Below are 14,458 nucleotides of genomic sequence, written 5' to 3'. Positions count from 1 at the left end.
TGCGGGCCGAGGACCGCAGGCCGTGGGCCAGAATGGGCCGGTGCCTGACACGACCGCCCCGCTCGCGCCCGCCCCGCACGCCGACCTCGCGTGGGGCCGCACGTGGCCGAGCCTGCCGGTCTTCACCGAGCTGGCCCTCGAGCACCGCCGGGTCATCCCCGTCGTGCGCCGGGTCCTCGCCGACGCCGAGACCCCCGTCGGCGTCTACCGCAAGCTCGCGGCCGACGCCCCGGGCACCTTCCTGCTCGAGTCGGCCGAGCACGGCGGTGTCTGGTCGCGCTACTCGATCGTCGGCGCGCGGAGCGCCGCGACGCTGACCGAGCACGGGGGACAGGCGCACTGGATCGGCGAGCCGCCCGTCGGCGTGCCGACGTCGGGCGACCCCACCGCCGCCGTCCGCGACACGGTCGCGGCCCTGGCGACGCCGCGCATCCCCGGGCTGCCCCCGCTGACCGGTGGTCTCGTCGGCGCCGTCACCTACGACGCCGTGCGCCGGTGGGAGGCCGTGCCGGACGGCGGCCGCGACGAGCTCGACCTGCCCGAGCTCGCCATGATGCTCGCCACCGACCTCGCCGTCTTCGACCACAGCGACGGCTCCCTGCTGCTCGTGGCCAACGCGGTCAACCACGACGCCACCGACGAGCGGATCGAGGAGGCCTGGGCCGACGCGGTCGCCCGGCTCGACCGGATGGCCGAGCTGCTCGCGCAGCCCGCGCCGAGCACCGTCTCGACGATCGACCCCGTCGACCTCGTCCGCTCGAGCAGCCACACCCAGCCGCAGTTCGAGGCGATGGTCGAGGAGGCCAAGGAGGCGATCCGGGCCGGTGAGGCCTTCCAGATCGTCGTGTCGCAGCGGTTCAGCGTGCCGTGCCCGGCCGACGCCCTCGACGTGTACCGGGCGCTGCGCGTCAGCAACCCGAGCCCGTACATGTACCTGCTGCGCCTGCCGCACCCGGACGGGTCGGTCTACGACGTCGTCGGGTCCAGCCCCGAGGCCCTCATCAAGGTCACCGGCCGCCAGGCGATCACGCACCCCATCGCGGGGTCGCGCCCCCGTGGCAAGGGGCCGGACCACGACGCCCACCTGGCCGAGGAGCTGCTGGCGGATGCCAAGGAGCGGGCCGAGCACCTCATGCTCGTCGACCTCGCCCGAAACGACCTCCAACGCATCTGCCGGGCCGGCACGGTCGACACCGTCGACTTCATGTCGATCCGCCGCTACAGCCACATCATGCACATCGAGTCCACCGTCGTCGGCGACCTGCGCGAGGACCAGAGCGCCTACGACGCCCTCGTCGCGACGTTCCCGGCCGGGACGCTCAGCGGGGCGCCGAAGCCGCGGGCCATGGCCCTCATCGACGGCTACGAGGGCCTGCGCCGCGGCCTCTACGGCGGGGTCGTCGGCTACCTCGACTTCGCCGGCGACCTCGACATGGCCATCGCCATCCGGACCGCCCTCATCAAGGACGGCCGCGCGCACGTGCAGGCCGGCGCGGGGATCGTCGCGGACTCGGTCCCCCACCTCGAGTACGAGGAGACGGTGAACAAGGCGGCGGCCGCCCTGCGTGCCGTCGCCGCGGCGGCGGGTCTGCGACGTGTCGGCGACGACGCCCCCGACCGGCACCCCGACCACCGACCCGACGCGCGTCCGGCCGACACGGCAGGGCACCCATGACGCTGTCGAAGCGGCTCGCCGCGCTCGCCGTCCTCGGGCCGGCAGCGGCCCTCGGCGGCCTCTCCACCCTGCCCTGGGCCCGCGGCGAGGCCCGCGACGTCCTGGCACACGGCGTCACCGAGGTCACCGGCGCCCAGGCCGCGCCCGGCATCCCGGGCCTCGCCGTCGTGTGCGCCGTCGCGCTCCTCGGCCTCATGACCGGTGGCCGCCTCATCCGGGCCGTCGCATCGGTCGCCATGGTCCTGGCCTCGCTCGGCGCAGCGCTCTTCACCGTGCTCGTCGCACTCCGCCCGGTCGATGCCGTGGCCGGGGCGGTCGCCCGCGAGCTGGCACGTACGACGGCGCCCGACGCCACCGGGTCGACGACGCCGTGGGCCTGGGTCGCGCTCGTCGTCGCGGTGGCCCTCGTCGTGGGGTGCGCCGCCACCGCGGTCTCGAGCCGCGCCTGGGCGGGCCTCTCGGGTCGCTACGAGCGTGGCGGACGCCCCGACAGCGGGCCCCGGGGCGAGGTGCGCACGGCCTGGGACGAGCTCACGGACGGCGGCGACCCCACGCTGCGCGACCGTCCCGACGAGACCTGACCGAGGACTCGCCGGAGGACCTGACAGAATGTCGGGGTCGGCCCACCGGACCCCGGCCGACGCGACGAGAGAGGACGCCATGGAAGAGCAGCACGAGGACCACGGACACAGCGTCGCCGCGTGGACGGCGGTCGGCATCATCCTGCTCGGCTCGGCCATCACGTCGGTCGGCATCGTCGTGTCGAACGTGCCGGTCAGCGTCGTCGGTGGGGTCGTCATCGTGCTCGGCGCGGTCGCCGGCAAGGTCCTGTCCATGGCCGGCTACGGCGCCTCGTCGCACCACGCGCAGGCCGGCACGTTCGTCGACGCGCCCGACGAGGTCGGCAGCAAGACCCGCGGCCAGAGCTGAGCACCGTGGCGACGGTTCTCGACGGGATCATCAGCGGCGTCCGCGAGGATCTCGGGCGTCGCCGTGCCGCGACGCCTCTCGCCGAGCTCGAGCGCCGGGTGGCCGACGTCGCGCCGGCCCTCGACCCGCTGCCCGGCCTCCGTTCCGCCCGTGGCGTCGCGGTCATCGCCGAGGTCAAGCGGTCGAGCCCGAGCAAGGGCGCGCTCGCGCAGATCCCCGAGCCGGGGCGTCTCGCCTCGGCCTACGCCGCCGGCGGGGCGGCAGCCATCAGCGTCCTCACCGAGGAGCGTCGCTTCGGCGGCACCCTTGCCGATCTCGACGACGTCCGCCGGGCCGTGCGGGCCCCCTTGCTGCGCAAGGACTTCATGGTCGACGCCTACCAGGTGACCGAGGCCCGCGCCCACGGCGCGGACCTCGTCCTGCTCATCGTGGCGGCCCTCGACGACGCGCAGCTGCGCGACCTCGGCGACCAGGCCACCGAGCTCGGCATGACCTGCCTCGTCGAGGTGCACGACGCCGACGAGCTCGAGCGCGCGCTCGCCGCCGACGCGGTCCTCGTCGGCGTCAACGCCCGCAACCTCAAGACGCTCGAGGTCGACCGACGCACGGTGACCGACCTCCTGCCGCGCATCCCGACCGGGGTGCTCGCCGTCGCCGAGTCCGGCGTCGCGGGCCCCGAGGACGTCGCGGCCTACGTCCGCGCCGGAGCCGACGCCGTGCTCGTCGGCGAGGCTCTCGTCAAGGACGGCGACCCCGCGGCCGCCGTCCGTTCGTTCATGGACGCGGCCGCGGCCGCGCGCACCGCCGGCGCGCCCGCCGCCCGCGACGGCGTCAGGGAGAGGGCATGACCGCAGCACCCGCACCAGCACCCGGACCCCAGCCGGGCGCACCGCACGGCCGCTTCGGCGAGTTCGGCGGGCGATACGTCCCCGAGGCGCTGATCCCGGCGCTGGAGCAGCTCGAGGAGGTGTGGCGCAAGGCCGTCGTCGACCCCGAGTTCGTCGGTGAGCTCGAGCGGCTGCACCGCACCTACACGGGTCGACCGAGCATCGTCACCGAGGTGCCGCGGTTCGCCGAGCACTGCGGTGGCGCCCGGGTCATCCTCAAGCGCGAGGATCTCAACCACACCGGTTCGCACAAGATCAACAACGTGCTCGGCCAGGCGCTGCTGACCAGGCGCATGGGCAAGACGCGTGTCATCGCCGAGACCGGCGCCGGCCAGCACGGTGTCGCAACGGCCACGGCGGCGGCCCTGCTCGGCCTGGAGTGCGTCGTGTACATGGGCCGCAAGGACACCGAACGCCAGGCGCTCAACGTCGCCCGGATGCAGCTGCTCGGGGCCACCGTCGTGCCCGTCGACCACGGCAGCAAGACGCTCAAGGACGCCGTCAACGAGGCCTTCCGCGACTGGGTGACCAACGTCGAGACGACGCACTACGTCCTCGGCACGGTCACCGGTCCGCACCCCTTCCCCGAGATGGTCCGCGACTTCCACCGCATCATCGGCGTCGAGGCCCGCCAACAGGTCCTCGACCTCGTCGGGCGCCTGCCCGACGTCGTGTGCGCGTGCGTCGGCGGCGGCTCGAACGCCATGGGCATCTTCCACCGGTTCATCGACGACGCGTCCGTCCGGCTCGTCGGCCTCGAGGCCGGCGGCTCCGGCATCGCGTCGGGCAAGCACGCGGCGCGGTTCTCGGCCGGCACGCCCGGCGTCCTGCACGGCGCCTTCACCTACGTGCTGCAGGACGACGACGGCCAGACCATCGAGTCGCACAGCGTCTCGGCGGGCCTCGACTACCCGAGCGTCGGCCCCGAGCACGCGCACCTGCTGCGCTCCGGCCGCGCCGAGTACCGACCGATCACCGATGACGAGGCCATGGAGGCCTTCCGGCTGCTCGCGCAGACCGAGGGCATCCTGCCGGCCATCGAGAGCTCGCACGCCCTCGCGGGTGCGATGCAGCTCGGCCGTGAGCTCGGCCCCGACGCCGTCGTCCTCGTCAACCTGTCCGGCCGGGGCGACAAGGACGTCCACACGGCGGCGGCGTGGTTCGGCCTCATCGGCGACGAGGGACAGACCGTCATCACCGACGCCGCCGCCGACGTCGCCGCCACGTACGACGACGGAGCCAAGGGCATGGGGGAGCAGCTGTGAGCGTCGGACCCGTCCTGCAGGCTTGCCGCGACGAGGGCCGGGCCGCCCTCGTCGGGTACCTCCCCGTGGGGTTCCCGTCCGTCGAGGGCTCGGTCGAGGCGATGCGTGTCCTCGTCGAGAACGGCGTCGACGTCGTCGAGGTGGGCGTGCCCTACAGCGATCCGGTCATGGACGGGCCGGTCATCCAGGATGCCGCCGTCCGGGCCCTCGCGGCCGGCGTCCGCCTCAAGGACGTCTTCACCGCGGTCCGCGGGGTCAGCGACGCCGGGGCGCAGGCCCTCGTCATGACCTACTGGAACCCGGTGCTGCACTACGGCGTCGACCGGTTCGCCGCCGACCTCTCTGCCGCCGGTGGGGCGGGCCTCATCACGCCCGACCTCATCCCGGACGAGGCGTCCGAGTGGCTCGCGGCGGCCGATGCCCTGGACCTCGACAAGGTCTTCCTCGTCGCGCCCAGCTCGACGCCCGAGCGCCTCGCGTACGTCACGTCCGCGTGCAGGGGGTTCGTCTACGCCACCGCGGTCATGGGCGTCACCGGTGCCCGGTCCTCGGTCGGCGCGCAGGCCGACGCGCTCGTCTCGCGGACCCGCGAGCACACCGACCTGCCGGTCTGCGTCGGTCTCGGCGTGTCCACGGGGGAGCAGGCCGCGGAGGTCGGACGCTTCGCCGACGGCGTCATCGTCGGCTCGGCGCTCGTGCGCTGCCTGACCGAGGCCACCTCGCCGGAGGCGGGCCTCGAGGCCCTCGGTGCCCTGGCGCGCGAGCTCGCCGACGGCGTCCGGGCGGGTCGGCGATGAGCATGCTCGCCTCCGTGCCCGCCTACATCCCCTCGCCCACCGTGGGGGTGTGGCACCTCGGGCCGCTGCCGATCCGCGGCTACGCCATGTGCATCCTCGCGGGCATCGTCGTGGCCGTGTGGCTGACCTCCCGGCGCCTCACGGCCCTCGGGTACAGGCGGGGCGTGGCCATCGACATCTCCGCGTGGGCCGTGCCCTTCGGCATCGTCGGCGGCCGCATCTACCACCTCATCACGACGCCGCAGCCCTACTTCGGACCCGGCGGCCACCCGTGGAAGGCCTTCGCGATCTACGAGGGCGGCCTGGGCATCTGGGGTGCCGTCGCCCTCGGCGCGCTCGGCGCGTGGATCGGCGCCCGGCACCACGACGTCAGCTTCCGCCACTTCGTGGACGCCGCGGCACCCGGGCTCGCGATCGCCCAGGCCATGGGCCGGTTCGGCAACTGGTTCAACAACGAGATCTACGGCGCGCCCACGGACGTGCCGTGGAAGCTGAAGATCTACGACTGGGACACGAGCGCGGGGCACGCGGTGCTCGACTCCGCGGGGCAGCCGGTCGTCAAGGGCTTCTTCCACCCGACGTTCCTCTACGAGGCCATCTGGTGCCTCGTCCTCGCGGCCTTCCTGCTCTGGCTGGGTCGCCGGCGCAGCCTGCGGCCCGGGCAGACGTTCGCCGCCTACGTCATGGGCTACCCCATGGGCCGCATCGTCATCGAGAACATGCGCACCGACGAGGCCAACCACATCCTCGGCCAGCGGGTCAACACCTGGGTCTCGATCCTCGTGTTCCTCCTCGGCCTCACGCTGTGGTTCCGGCTCCGCGGCATGGCCGAGCCCGGGACGCCGCGCCGGGACGACGCGGACGACGCGGACGACGCGGACGACGCGAGCGGCGCCTCTGGTGCCCCCGGTGACTCCGGTGCCTCCGGTGACGTGGACGTCACACCGGCGGAGGTCGGCGACGGCGCGTCCGAAGATCCTGCGGCAGCGGCCTCCCGCGACCGGGCAAACCACGCCACCGGCGGGTCGGCCCCGAAGGAGCGCGCGTCGGGCGGCTGACGCCCGGTCCGTCCCCCGAGCACGCGCCGTCCACGCACGGCGTCTCACCATCCGAAATCTCGTGTATCAACAGGTAGGACGGCGGGCGGCTCCGATAGCCTCTCCCCACACAGCCTGTGGCCAGCGCCGTCCACACGCTTTCGTCATGCGTTGCGGCCCTCCCACGCCGCTCCTTGGTACTCGAGAAGGACGGTGAACATGTCGCCGCACACCCGTACCCGGAACCTCTTCAGCGCCCAGCCTGAGGACTCCGGTCTTTACCGCCGCGAGTTCGAGCACGACGCCTGTGGCGTCGCCCTCATCGCGACGATGCGCGGGAGCGCCGGGCACGACATCGTCGAGCACGCGCTGACGGCGCTGCGCAACCTGGACCACCGCGGCGCCACGGGCGCCGACCCGCTCGTCGGCGACGGCGCCGGCGTCCTGACGCAGGTCCCCGACGCCTTCTTCCGCGCCGTGCTGCCGTTCACGCTGCCCAACGCGGGTGCCTATGCCGCCGGCATCGCGTTCCTGCCGCGCGACCCCGACGAGCGGGCGGCCGCCAAGGCACGCATCGAGGGGATCGCGGCGCAGGAGAACCTCAAGGTGCTCGGCTGGCGCGACGTCCCCGTCGAGGCCGACCTCGTCGGCCAGGTCGCCCGCGACTGCATGCCGCACTTCGAGCAGCTGTTCGTCAGCAGCTCCATGGGCCGCCAGGTCGCGCTGGGCCTGGACCGGCTCGCGTTCTGCCTGCGCAAGCGTGCCGAGCGGGAGGTCGACGTCTACTTCGCGTCGCTGTCGGCCCGGACCATCGTCTACAAGGGCATGCTGACGACCGGCCAGCTCGAGCCGTTCTTCCCGGACCTGTCCGACCCGCGCTTCGCCACCGAGCTCGCGCTCGTGCACTCGCGGTTCTCGACGAACACGTTCCCGTCGTGGCCGCTCGCGCACCCGTACCGGCTCATCGCGCACAACGGTGAGATCAACACCGTCAAGGGCAACCGCAACTGGATGCGCGCCCGCGAGAGCCTCCTGACGAGCGACATCATCCCCGGCGACCTCGAGCGGCTCTTCCCGATCTGCACGCCCGACGCGTCGGACTCCGCGAGCTTCGACGAGGTCCTCGAGCTGCTCCACCTCGGTGGCCGCTCCCTGCCGCACGCCGTCCTCATGATGATCCCGGAGGCCTGGGAGAACCACGAGACGATGGACCCGGCACGCCGGGCCTTCTACGAGTTCCACTCGAGCTTCATGGAGCCGTGGGACGGACCGGCGAACGTGTGCTTCACCGACGGGACGCTCGTCGGTGCGGTGCTCGACCGCAACGGCCTGCGCCCGGGGCGCTACGCCGTCACCGACGACGGTCTGGTCGTCCTCGCCTCGGAGACCGGCGTCCTCGACCTCGACCCGGCCCACGTCGTCCAGCGCGGACGCCTCCAGCCGGGCAAGATGTTCCTCGTCGACACCGAGCACGGACGCATCGTCGGCGACGACGAGATCAAGTCCCAGCTGGCCGCCGCGAAGCCGTACGCCGAGTGGCTGCACGCCGGCCTCATCCGCCTGGAGGACCTGCCCGAGCGCGAGCACATCGTGCACACGGCGGCGTCGGTGGCCCGGCGGCAGCAGACCTTCGGCTACACGGCCGAGGAGCTGCGCCTGCTGCTCGCGCCCATGGCGCGCACCGGTGCCGAGGCGCTCGGCTCGATGGGCACCGACACCCCGATCGCGGTCCTGTCCTCGCGGCCACGGCTGCTCTTCGACTACTTCACCCAGCTGTTCGCCCAGGTGACCAACCCGCCGCTCGATGCCATCCGCGAGGAGCTCGTCACCTCGCTCGGCACGTTCATGGGTCCCGAGGGCAACGCCCTGTCGGCCTCGCCGGCGCACGCCCGCCAGCTCGTCCTCGAGTTCCCGGTCATCGACAACGACGAGCTGGCCAAGATCGTGCACATCAACGCCGACGGCGACCTGCCCGGCTACGCGACGCACGTCGTGCGCGGCCTCTACGACGTGACCGGTGGCGCGGGTGCCATGCGCGACCGCCTCGAGGAGATCTTCGCCGAGGTGTCGCACGCCATCGCCCGAGGCGCGCGCTTCGTCGTGCTGTCGGACCGCGACTCCGGCCGCGACCTCGCGCCGATCCCGTCCCTGCTGCTCACGGCCGCCGTGCACCACCACCTCATCCGCGAGAAGACCCGCACCCAGGTGGGCCTGCTCGTCGAGGCCGGTGACGTCCGCGAGGTGCACCACGTCGCGCTGCTCATCGGCTACGGCGCCGCGGCCGTCAACCCCTACCTCGCCATGGAGACCGTCGAGGACCTCGTCCGCTCGCGCCAGATCGAGGGCGTCACCCCCGAGAAGGCCGTCAGGAACCTCATCAAGGCCCTCGGCAAGGGTGTCCTCAAGGTCATGTCGAAGATGGGGATCTCGACCGTCGCGTCCTACCGCGGCGCGCAGGTGTTCGAGGCCATCGGCCTGTCGCAGGACCTCGTCGACCGGTACTTCACCGGCACCGTGAGCCAGCTCGGCGGCGTCGGCCTCGACGTCATCGCCCGCGAGGCGGCCGAGCGCCACGCCACGGCCTACCCGCCGGACGGCGTCCACCAGCCGCACCGCGTCCTCGACGTCGGCGGCGAGTACCAGTGGCGCCGCGAGGGCGAGCCGCACCTGTTCGACCCCGACACCGTGTTCCGCCTCCAGCACTCGACGCGCCAGCGTCGCTACGACGTCTTCAAGCAGTACACGAACCGCGTCGACGACCAGACGACGCGCCTCATGACGCTGCGTGGCCTCATGGGCTTCAAGCCGACCGGCGTCACCGGCCGGCTGCCCGTGCCGATCGAGGAGGTCGAGCCGGTCAGCGAGATCGTCAAGCGGTTCAACACCGGCGCCATGAGCTACGGCTCGATCTCCCAGGAGGCGCACGAGACCCTCGCGGTCGCGATGAACCGCCTCGGCGGCCGGTCGAACACGGGGGAGGGCGGCGAGGACTACGAGCGCCTCCTCGACCCCGAGCGCCGCTCGGCCGTCAAGCAGGTCGCCTCCGGACGCTTCGGCGTCACGAGCCTCTACCTGACGCACTCCGACGACATCCAGATCAAGATGGCCCAGGGCGCCAAGCCCGGCGAGGGCGGGCAGCTGCCCGGTCACAAGGTGTACCCGTGGGTCGCGCAGACGCGGCACTCGACGCCCGGCGTCGGGCTCATCTCACCGCCGCCGCACCACGACATCTACTCGATCGAGGACCTGGCCCAGCTGATCCACGACCTCAAGAACGCCAACCCCGCCGCACGGGTGCACGTGAAGCTGGTCTCCGAGGTCGGAGTCGGCACCGTCGCCGCGGGCGTGTCGAAGGCGCACGCCGACGTCGTGCTCATCTCCGGCCACGACGGCGGTACGGGTGCCTCGCCGCTCACGTCGCTCAAGCATGCCGGGGCGCCGTGGAAGCTCGGGCTCGCCGAGGCCCAGCAGACGCTCGTGCTCAACGGCCTGCGGGACCGCATCGTCGTGCAGGTGGACGGCCAGCTGAAGACGGGCCGCGACGTCGTCGTCGCCGCACTGCTCGGCGCCGAGGAGTTCGGCTTCGCGACCGCCCCGCTCGTCGTGTCCGGCTGCGTCATGATGCGCGTCTGCCACCTCGACACGTGCCCCGTCGGCATCGCCACCCAGAACCCCGAGCTGCGGGCGCGCTTCACCGGCAAGCCGGAGTTCGTCGAGACGTTCTTCGAGTACATCGCCGAGGAGGTCCGCGAGCACCTCGCCGCGCTCGGGTTCCGCTCGATCGAGGAGGCCGTCGGCCAGGTCGGCAGCCTCGACATCGAGAAGGCCGTCGCGCACTGGAAGGCGTCGGGCCTCGACCTCACGCCGATCCTCAGCGTCGCCGACAACCCGACCGGTGGCACGCTGCACCAGTCGACGGCGCAGGACCACGGTCTCGACAAGGCGCTCGACAACGAGCTGGTGAGCCGGGCCCTGCCGGCCATCGAGAGCGGTGAGCAGGTCCGCTCGTCGATCGCGGTCCGCAACGTCAACCGCACCGTCGGCACCATGCTCGGCCACCACGTGACCAAGGCGCACCCCAAGGGGCTGCCGGACAACACCATCGAGCTGACCATGACCGGATCGGGCGGGCAGTCCTTCGGGGCCTTCCTGCCGGCCGGCGTCACGATGCAGCTGTTCGGGGACGCCAACGACTACGTCGGCAAGGGCCTGTCCGGTGGCCGCGTCGTCGTCCGCCCCGACACGCAGGCCCGCCTCGTCGCCGAGGAGAACGTCATCGCCGGCAACGTCATCGCCTACGGCGCGACGACCGGCGAGCTGTTCCTGCGCGGTGTCGTCGGCGAGCGCTTCTGCGTCCGCAACTCCGGCGCCCACGCCGTCGTCGAGGGCGTCGGCGACCACGGCTGCGAGTACATGACCGGCGGCGTCGCCGTCGTCCTCGGGGCCACGGGCCGCAACTTCGCGGCGGGCATGTCCGGCGGTGTCGCGTACGTCCTCGACCTCGACCCGCGACTCGTCAACGGCGAGCTCGTCGACCTGTTCCCGCTGCGCCCGGACGACGAGACGACGCTCCGAGGCCTCCTCGAGGGGCACGTGCGGTGGACCGGCTCGCCGGTCGCGCAGGCCCTGCTCGACGACTGGGCGACCGCCCCCGAGCGCTTCACGCTCGTCCTTCCCCGCGACTACCAGCGTGTCCTCGACGTCCGCACGCAGGCCGAGGCCGAGGGCCTCGACCCCGACGGCGCCGACGTGTGGGACCGGATCATGGAGGCTTCCCGTGGCTGACCCCCAGGGCTTTCTCAAGACGCGCGAGCGCGAGCTGCCGACCCGCCGCCCGGTCCCGGTCCGCATCCGGGACTGGAAGGAGGTCTACGAGGAGCAGGAGCGCAGCCAGCTCCAGCGGCAGGCCGGCCGGTGCATGGACTGCGGCATCCCGTTCTGCCACTCCGGCTGCCCGCTCGGCAACCTCATCCCGGAGTGGAACACGCTCGCGTGGCGAGGTGACTGGTCCGATGCCATCGAGCGCCTCCACGCCACGAACAACTTCCCCGAGTTCACCGGACGCCTGTGCCCGGCGCCGTGCGAGACGGCCTGCGTCCTCGGCATCAACCAGCCGGCCGTGACCATCAAGCAGGTCGAGGTCACGACCATCGAGCAGGCCTTCGACAGCGGTCTCGTGCGGCCGCTGCCGCCCGAGCGGCTCTCCGGCAAGACCGTCGCCGTCATCGGCTCGGGCCCTGCGGGTCTCGCCGCCGCCCAGCAGCTGACCCGGGCCGGCCACACGGTCGCCGTCTTCGAGCGCGCCGACAAGCCCGGCGGCCTGCTGCGCTACGGCATCCCCGAGTTCAAGATGGAGAAGTCGGTCCTCGACCGCCGCCTCGCGCAGATGGAGGCCGAGGGCACCCGCTTCCGCAACGGCGTCGACGTCGGCACCGACATCACGGGCCAGCAGCTGCGGGACCGGTACGACGCGGTGGTCCTCGCCCTCGGCGCGACCGTCCCGCGCGACCTGTCGGTGCCCGGGCGCGAGCTCGGCGGCATCCACCAGGCGATGGACTACCTCCCGCAGGGCAACCGGGCGGCACTCGGCGAGGACGTGCCCGACCAGATCCTCGCCACCGGCAAGCACGTCGTCGTCATCGGCGGCGGCGACACCGGCGCCGACTGCATCGGCACGGCGCACCGCCAGGGGGCGGCGTCGGTCACGAGCCTCGAGATCATGCCCCAGCCCGGTGAGGACCGCCCCGCGAACCAGCCCTGGCCGACCTACCCGATGCTCTACCGCGTCGCCAGCGCGCACGAGGAGGGCGGCGAGCGGATCTACGCCGTCAGCACGACCGAGTTCGTCGGCGACGACGACGGCAACGTCGCCGCGCTGCGCCTCACCGAGGTCGAGCTCGTCGACGGCAGGCTGACCCCGAAGCCGGGGACCGAGCGCGAGATCCCGGCCCAGCTGGTCCTGTTCGCCATGGGCTTCCTCGGCCCGGAGGGGCCCGGTGTCGTCGAGCAGCTCGGCGTCGACCTCGACGAGCGCAGCAACGTCCGGCGCGACAAGACCTTCATGAGCTCGGTGCCGGGGGTCTTCGTCGCCGGTGACGCCGGGCGCGGCCAGTCCCTCATCGTCTGGGCCATCGCGGAGGGTCGCGCGGCCGCCGCAGGCGTCGACGCGTGGCTCACCGGGTCGTCCTCGTTGCCGCGTCCGATCGGCCCCGACGACCGGCCGCTGGCCGTCTGAGCCGTCCGTCCCACCCGACACCGAGGGGGTTCGTCCACGGGGCGAACCCCCTTGGTGACTCAGGTCACAGCCCCCCTAAGGTTGCCCCATGCGCCGCGCCAAGATCGTCTGCACGATCGGACCCAAGACCTCCTCGCCCCAGCAGCTGCGCGCCCTCGTGGACGCCGGCATGGACGTGGCCCGCCTCAACCTCTCGCACGGCGACCACTCCGTGCACGAGCAGGTGTACCGCGACGTCCGCGCGGCGAGCGACGAGTCCGGCCGCGCCGTCGGCATCCTCGTCGACCTGCAGGGTCCGAAGATCCGCACCGGCCGTTTCGGCGAGGGGCCCGTCGCCCTGAGCGTCGGCCAGCGCTTCACCATCACGACGCGTGACGTCGTCGGCGACGAGTCCATCGTCGGCACGACGTACAAGGGCCTGCCCGGTGACGTGCAGCCCGGGGACCTCATGCTCATCGACGACGGCAAGGTCATGCTGCGTGCCGTGGACGTCAGCGACACCGACGTCCTCGCCGAGACGGTCGTGCCGGGCGAGGTGAGCAACAACAAGGGCATCAACCTGCCGGGTGTCGCCGTCAGCGTCCCGGCCCTGTCGGAGAAGGACCGCGAGGACCTGCGGTTCGCGATGCGCCTGGGCGTCGACCTCATCGCCCTGTCGTTCGTCCGGTCGGCCGACGACATCGCCGACGTCCACGCGATCATGGACGAGTTCGGGTACCGCCTGCCCGTCATCGCCAAGATCGAGAAGCCGCAGGCCGTCGAGAACCTCGAGGCGATCGTCCGGGCGTTCGACGGCATCATGGTCGCCCGTGGTGACCTCGGCGTCGAGATGCCGCTCGAGGACGTCCCGATCGTGCAGAAGACCGCGATCGAGCTGGCCCGGCGCGAGGCCAAGCCGGTCATCGTCGCGACGCAGGTGCTCGAGTCGATGATCGAGAACCCCCGCCCGACGCGCGCCGAGGCCTCCGACGCCGCCAACGCGGTCCTCGACGGTGCCGACGCGCTCATGCTCTCGGGCGAGACGTCGGTGGGCGCCTGGCCCATCGAGGCCGTGCGGACCATGGCCCGGATCATCGAGTCCACCGAGGAGCACGGCTACGACAAGATCGCGCGGATGAAGACCAACCCCAAGACCGTCGGGGGAGCCGTCACCAAGGCCGCGGTCGAGATCGGCGAGGTCGTCGACGCGAGGTTCCTCATCACCTTCAGCGAGACCGGCGGGTCGGCCAAGCGGATGGCACGACTGCGCCCGCGCCTGCCGATGCTGACCTTCACCTCCGAGCAGCGGGTCCGCTCGCAGCTCGCCCTCGTCTGGGGCATCGAGACCTACCTCGTGCCGCGGATGCACCACACCGACCAGTTCGCGATGCAGGTCGACCTCAAGCTCATCCCGGAGGGGCGTGTCCCCGAGGGCGACCACGTCGTCATCGTCGCCGGGTCGCCCCCCGGCATCCCCGGCTCGACGAACGCGCTGCGGGTCCACCGCGTCGGTGACGCCGTCCACCGTCGGGCGCCCGCGTACCGCCCGGAGGAGGTCACCGGCTGAGCCGGTCCGTCGACGCACCCGAGGGCCGGTGCCCGCCATGGCGGACACCGGCCCTCGACCGTCCGCCGGTATGCTGGCCCGGCACT

At 72.6% G+C, this 14,458-nt stretch carries 10 protein-coding genes; all 10 read left to right on the top strand.

Annotated elements, in window-relative coordinates; all coding sequences use genetic code 11:
* Positions 1 to 40 precede the first annotated feature (40 nt).
* The 10 genes from AC1VM9_RS18640 to pyk all read left to right on the top strand — a co-directional run bounded on the left by AC1VM9_RS18640 (position 41) and on the right by pyk (position 14,372).
* Positions 41 to 1,675: an anthranilate synthase component I gene (locus tag AC1VM9_RS18640; protein ID WP_483123676.1), complete on the top strand. Its 1,635-nt coding sequence runs from the start codon at positions 41 to 43 to the stop codon at positions 1,673 to 1,675.
* Positions 1,672 to 2,256 (top strand): Trp biosynthesis-associated membrane protein, encoded by a 585-nt coding sequence (locus AC1VM9_RS18635; protein WP_483123675.1) that lies wholly within the window; start codon positions 1,672 to 1,674, stop codon positions 2,254 to 2,256. The genes AC1VM9_RS18640 and AC1VM9_RS18635 overlap by 4 nt, the downstream gene beginning before the upstream one ends.
* A 79-nt stretch (positions 2,257 to 2,335) precedes the next feature.
* Positions 2,336 to 2,605 (top strand): HGxxPAAW family protein, encoded by a 270-nt coding sequence (locus AC1VM9_RS18630; RefSeq protein WP_481340834.1) that lies wholly within the window; start codon positions 2,336 to 2,338, stop codon positions 2,603 to 2,605.
* A gap of 5 nt (positions 2,606 to 2,610) precedes the next feature.
* Positions 2,611 to 3,453: an indole-3-glycerol phosphate synthase TrpC gene (gene trpC, locus AC1VM9_RS18625; protein ID WP_483123674.1), complete on the top strand. Its 843-nt coding sequence runs from the start codon at positions 2,611 to 2,613 to the stop codon at positions 3,451 to 3,453.
* Positions 3,450 to 4,757: a tryptophan synthase subunit beta gene (gene trpB / locus AC1VM9_RS18620; RefSeq protein ID WP_483123673.1), complete on the top strand. Its 1,308-nt coding sequence runs from the start codon at positions 3,450 to 3,452 to the stop codon at positions 4,755 to 4,757. Before trpC ends, trpB begins: the two co-directional genes overlap by 4 nt.
* Positions 4,754 to 5,554 (top strand): tryptophan synthase subunit alpha, encoded by an 801-nt coding sequence (trpA, locus tag AC1VM9_RS18615; RefSeq protein ID WP_481340837.1) that lies wholly within the window; start codon positions 4,754 to 4,756, stop codon positions 5,552 to 5,554. Before trpB ends, trpA begins: the two co-directional genes overlap by 4 nt.
* A gap of 14 nt (positions 5,555 to 5,568) precedes the next feature.
* Positions 5,569 to 6,612, top strand: a complete 1,044-nt coding sequence (lgt, locus tag AC1VM9_RS18610) for a prolipoprotein diacylglyceryl transferase (protein ID WP_483123671.1) — start codon at positions 5,569 to 5,571, stop codon at positions 6,610 to 6,612.
* 198 nt (positions 6,613 to 6,810) lie between these two features.
* Positions 6,811 to 11,376, top strand: a complete 4,566-nt coding sequence (gltB, locus tag AC1VM9_RS18605; RefSeq protein ID WP_483123670.1) for a glutamate synthase large subunit — start codon at positions 6,811 to 6,813, stop codon at positions 11,374 to 11,376.
* Positions 11,369 to 12,826 carry a glutamate synthase subunit beta gene (locus AC1VM9_RS18600; protein ID WP_481340840.1) on the top strand — a complete coding sequence of 486 codons (1,458 nt, stop codon included), beginning with the start codon at positions 11,369 to 11,371 and terminating at the stop codon, positions 12,824 to 12,826. Before gltB ends, AC1VM9_RS18600 begins: the two co-directional genes overlap by 8 nt.
* Before the next feature lie 88 nt (positions 12,827 to 12,914).
* A complete protein-coding gene (gene pyk / locus AC1VM9_RS18595) occupies positions 12,915 to 14,372 on the top strand; it encodes a pyruvate kinase (protein ID WP_481340841.1) in 1,458 nt (485 codons plus the stop codon).
* Positions 14,373 to 14,458 lie beyond the last annotated feature (86 nt).

The organism is Monashia sp. HAY1-11D, from assembly GCF_056868035.1.
Note: the sequence above shows the minus strand (reverse complement) of the source record. Positions and strands in the feature narration are given on the sequence as shown.

Coding starts and splice junctions, on each gene's coding strand:
- AC1VM9_RS18635 (WP_483123675.1), top strand. CDS start 1,672: ATGACGCTGTCGAAGCGGCTCGCCGCGCTCGCCGTCCTCGGGCCGGCA.
- AC1VM9_RS18630 (WP_481340834.1), top strand. CDS start 2,336: ATGGAAGAGCAGCACGAGGACCACGGACACAGCGTCGCCGCGTGGACG.
- trpB (WP_483123673.1), top strand. CDS start 3,450: ATGACCGCAGCACCCGCACCAGCACCCGGACCCCAGCCGGGCGCACCG.
- gltB (WP_483123670.1), top strand. CDS start 6,811: ATGTCGCCGCACACCCGTACCCGGAACCTCTTCAGCGCCCAGCCTGAG.
- pyk (WP_481340841.1), top strand. CDS start 12,915: ATGCGCCGCGCCAAGATCGTCTGCACGATCGGACCCAAGACCTCCTCG.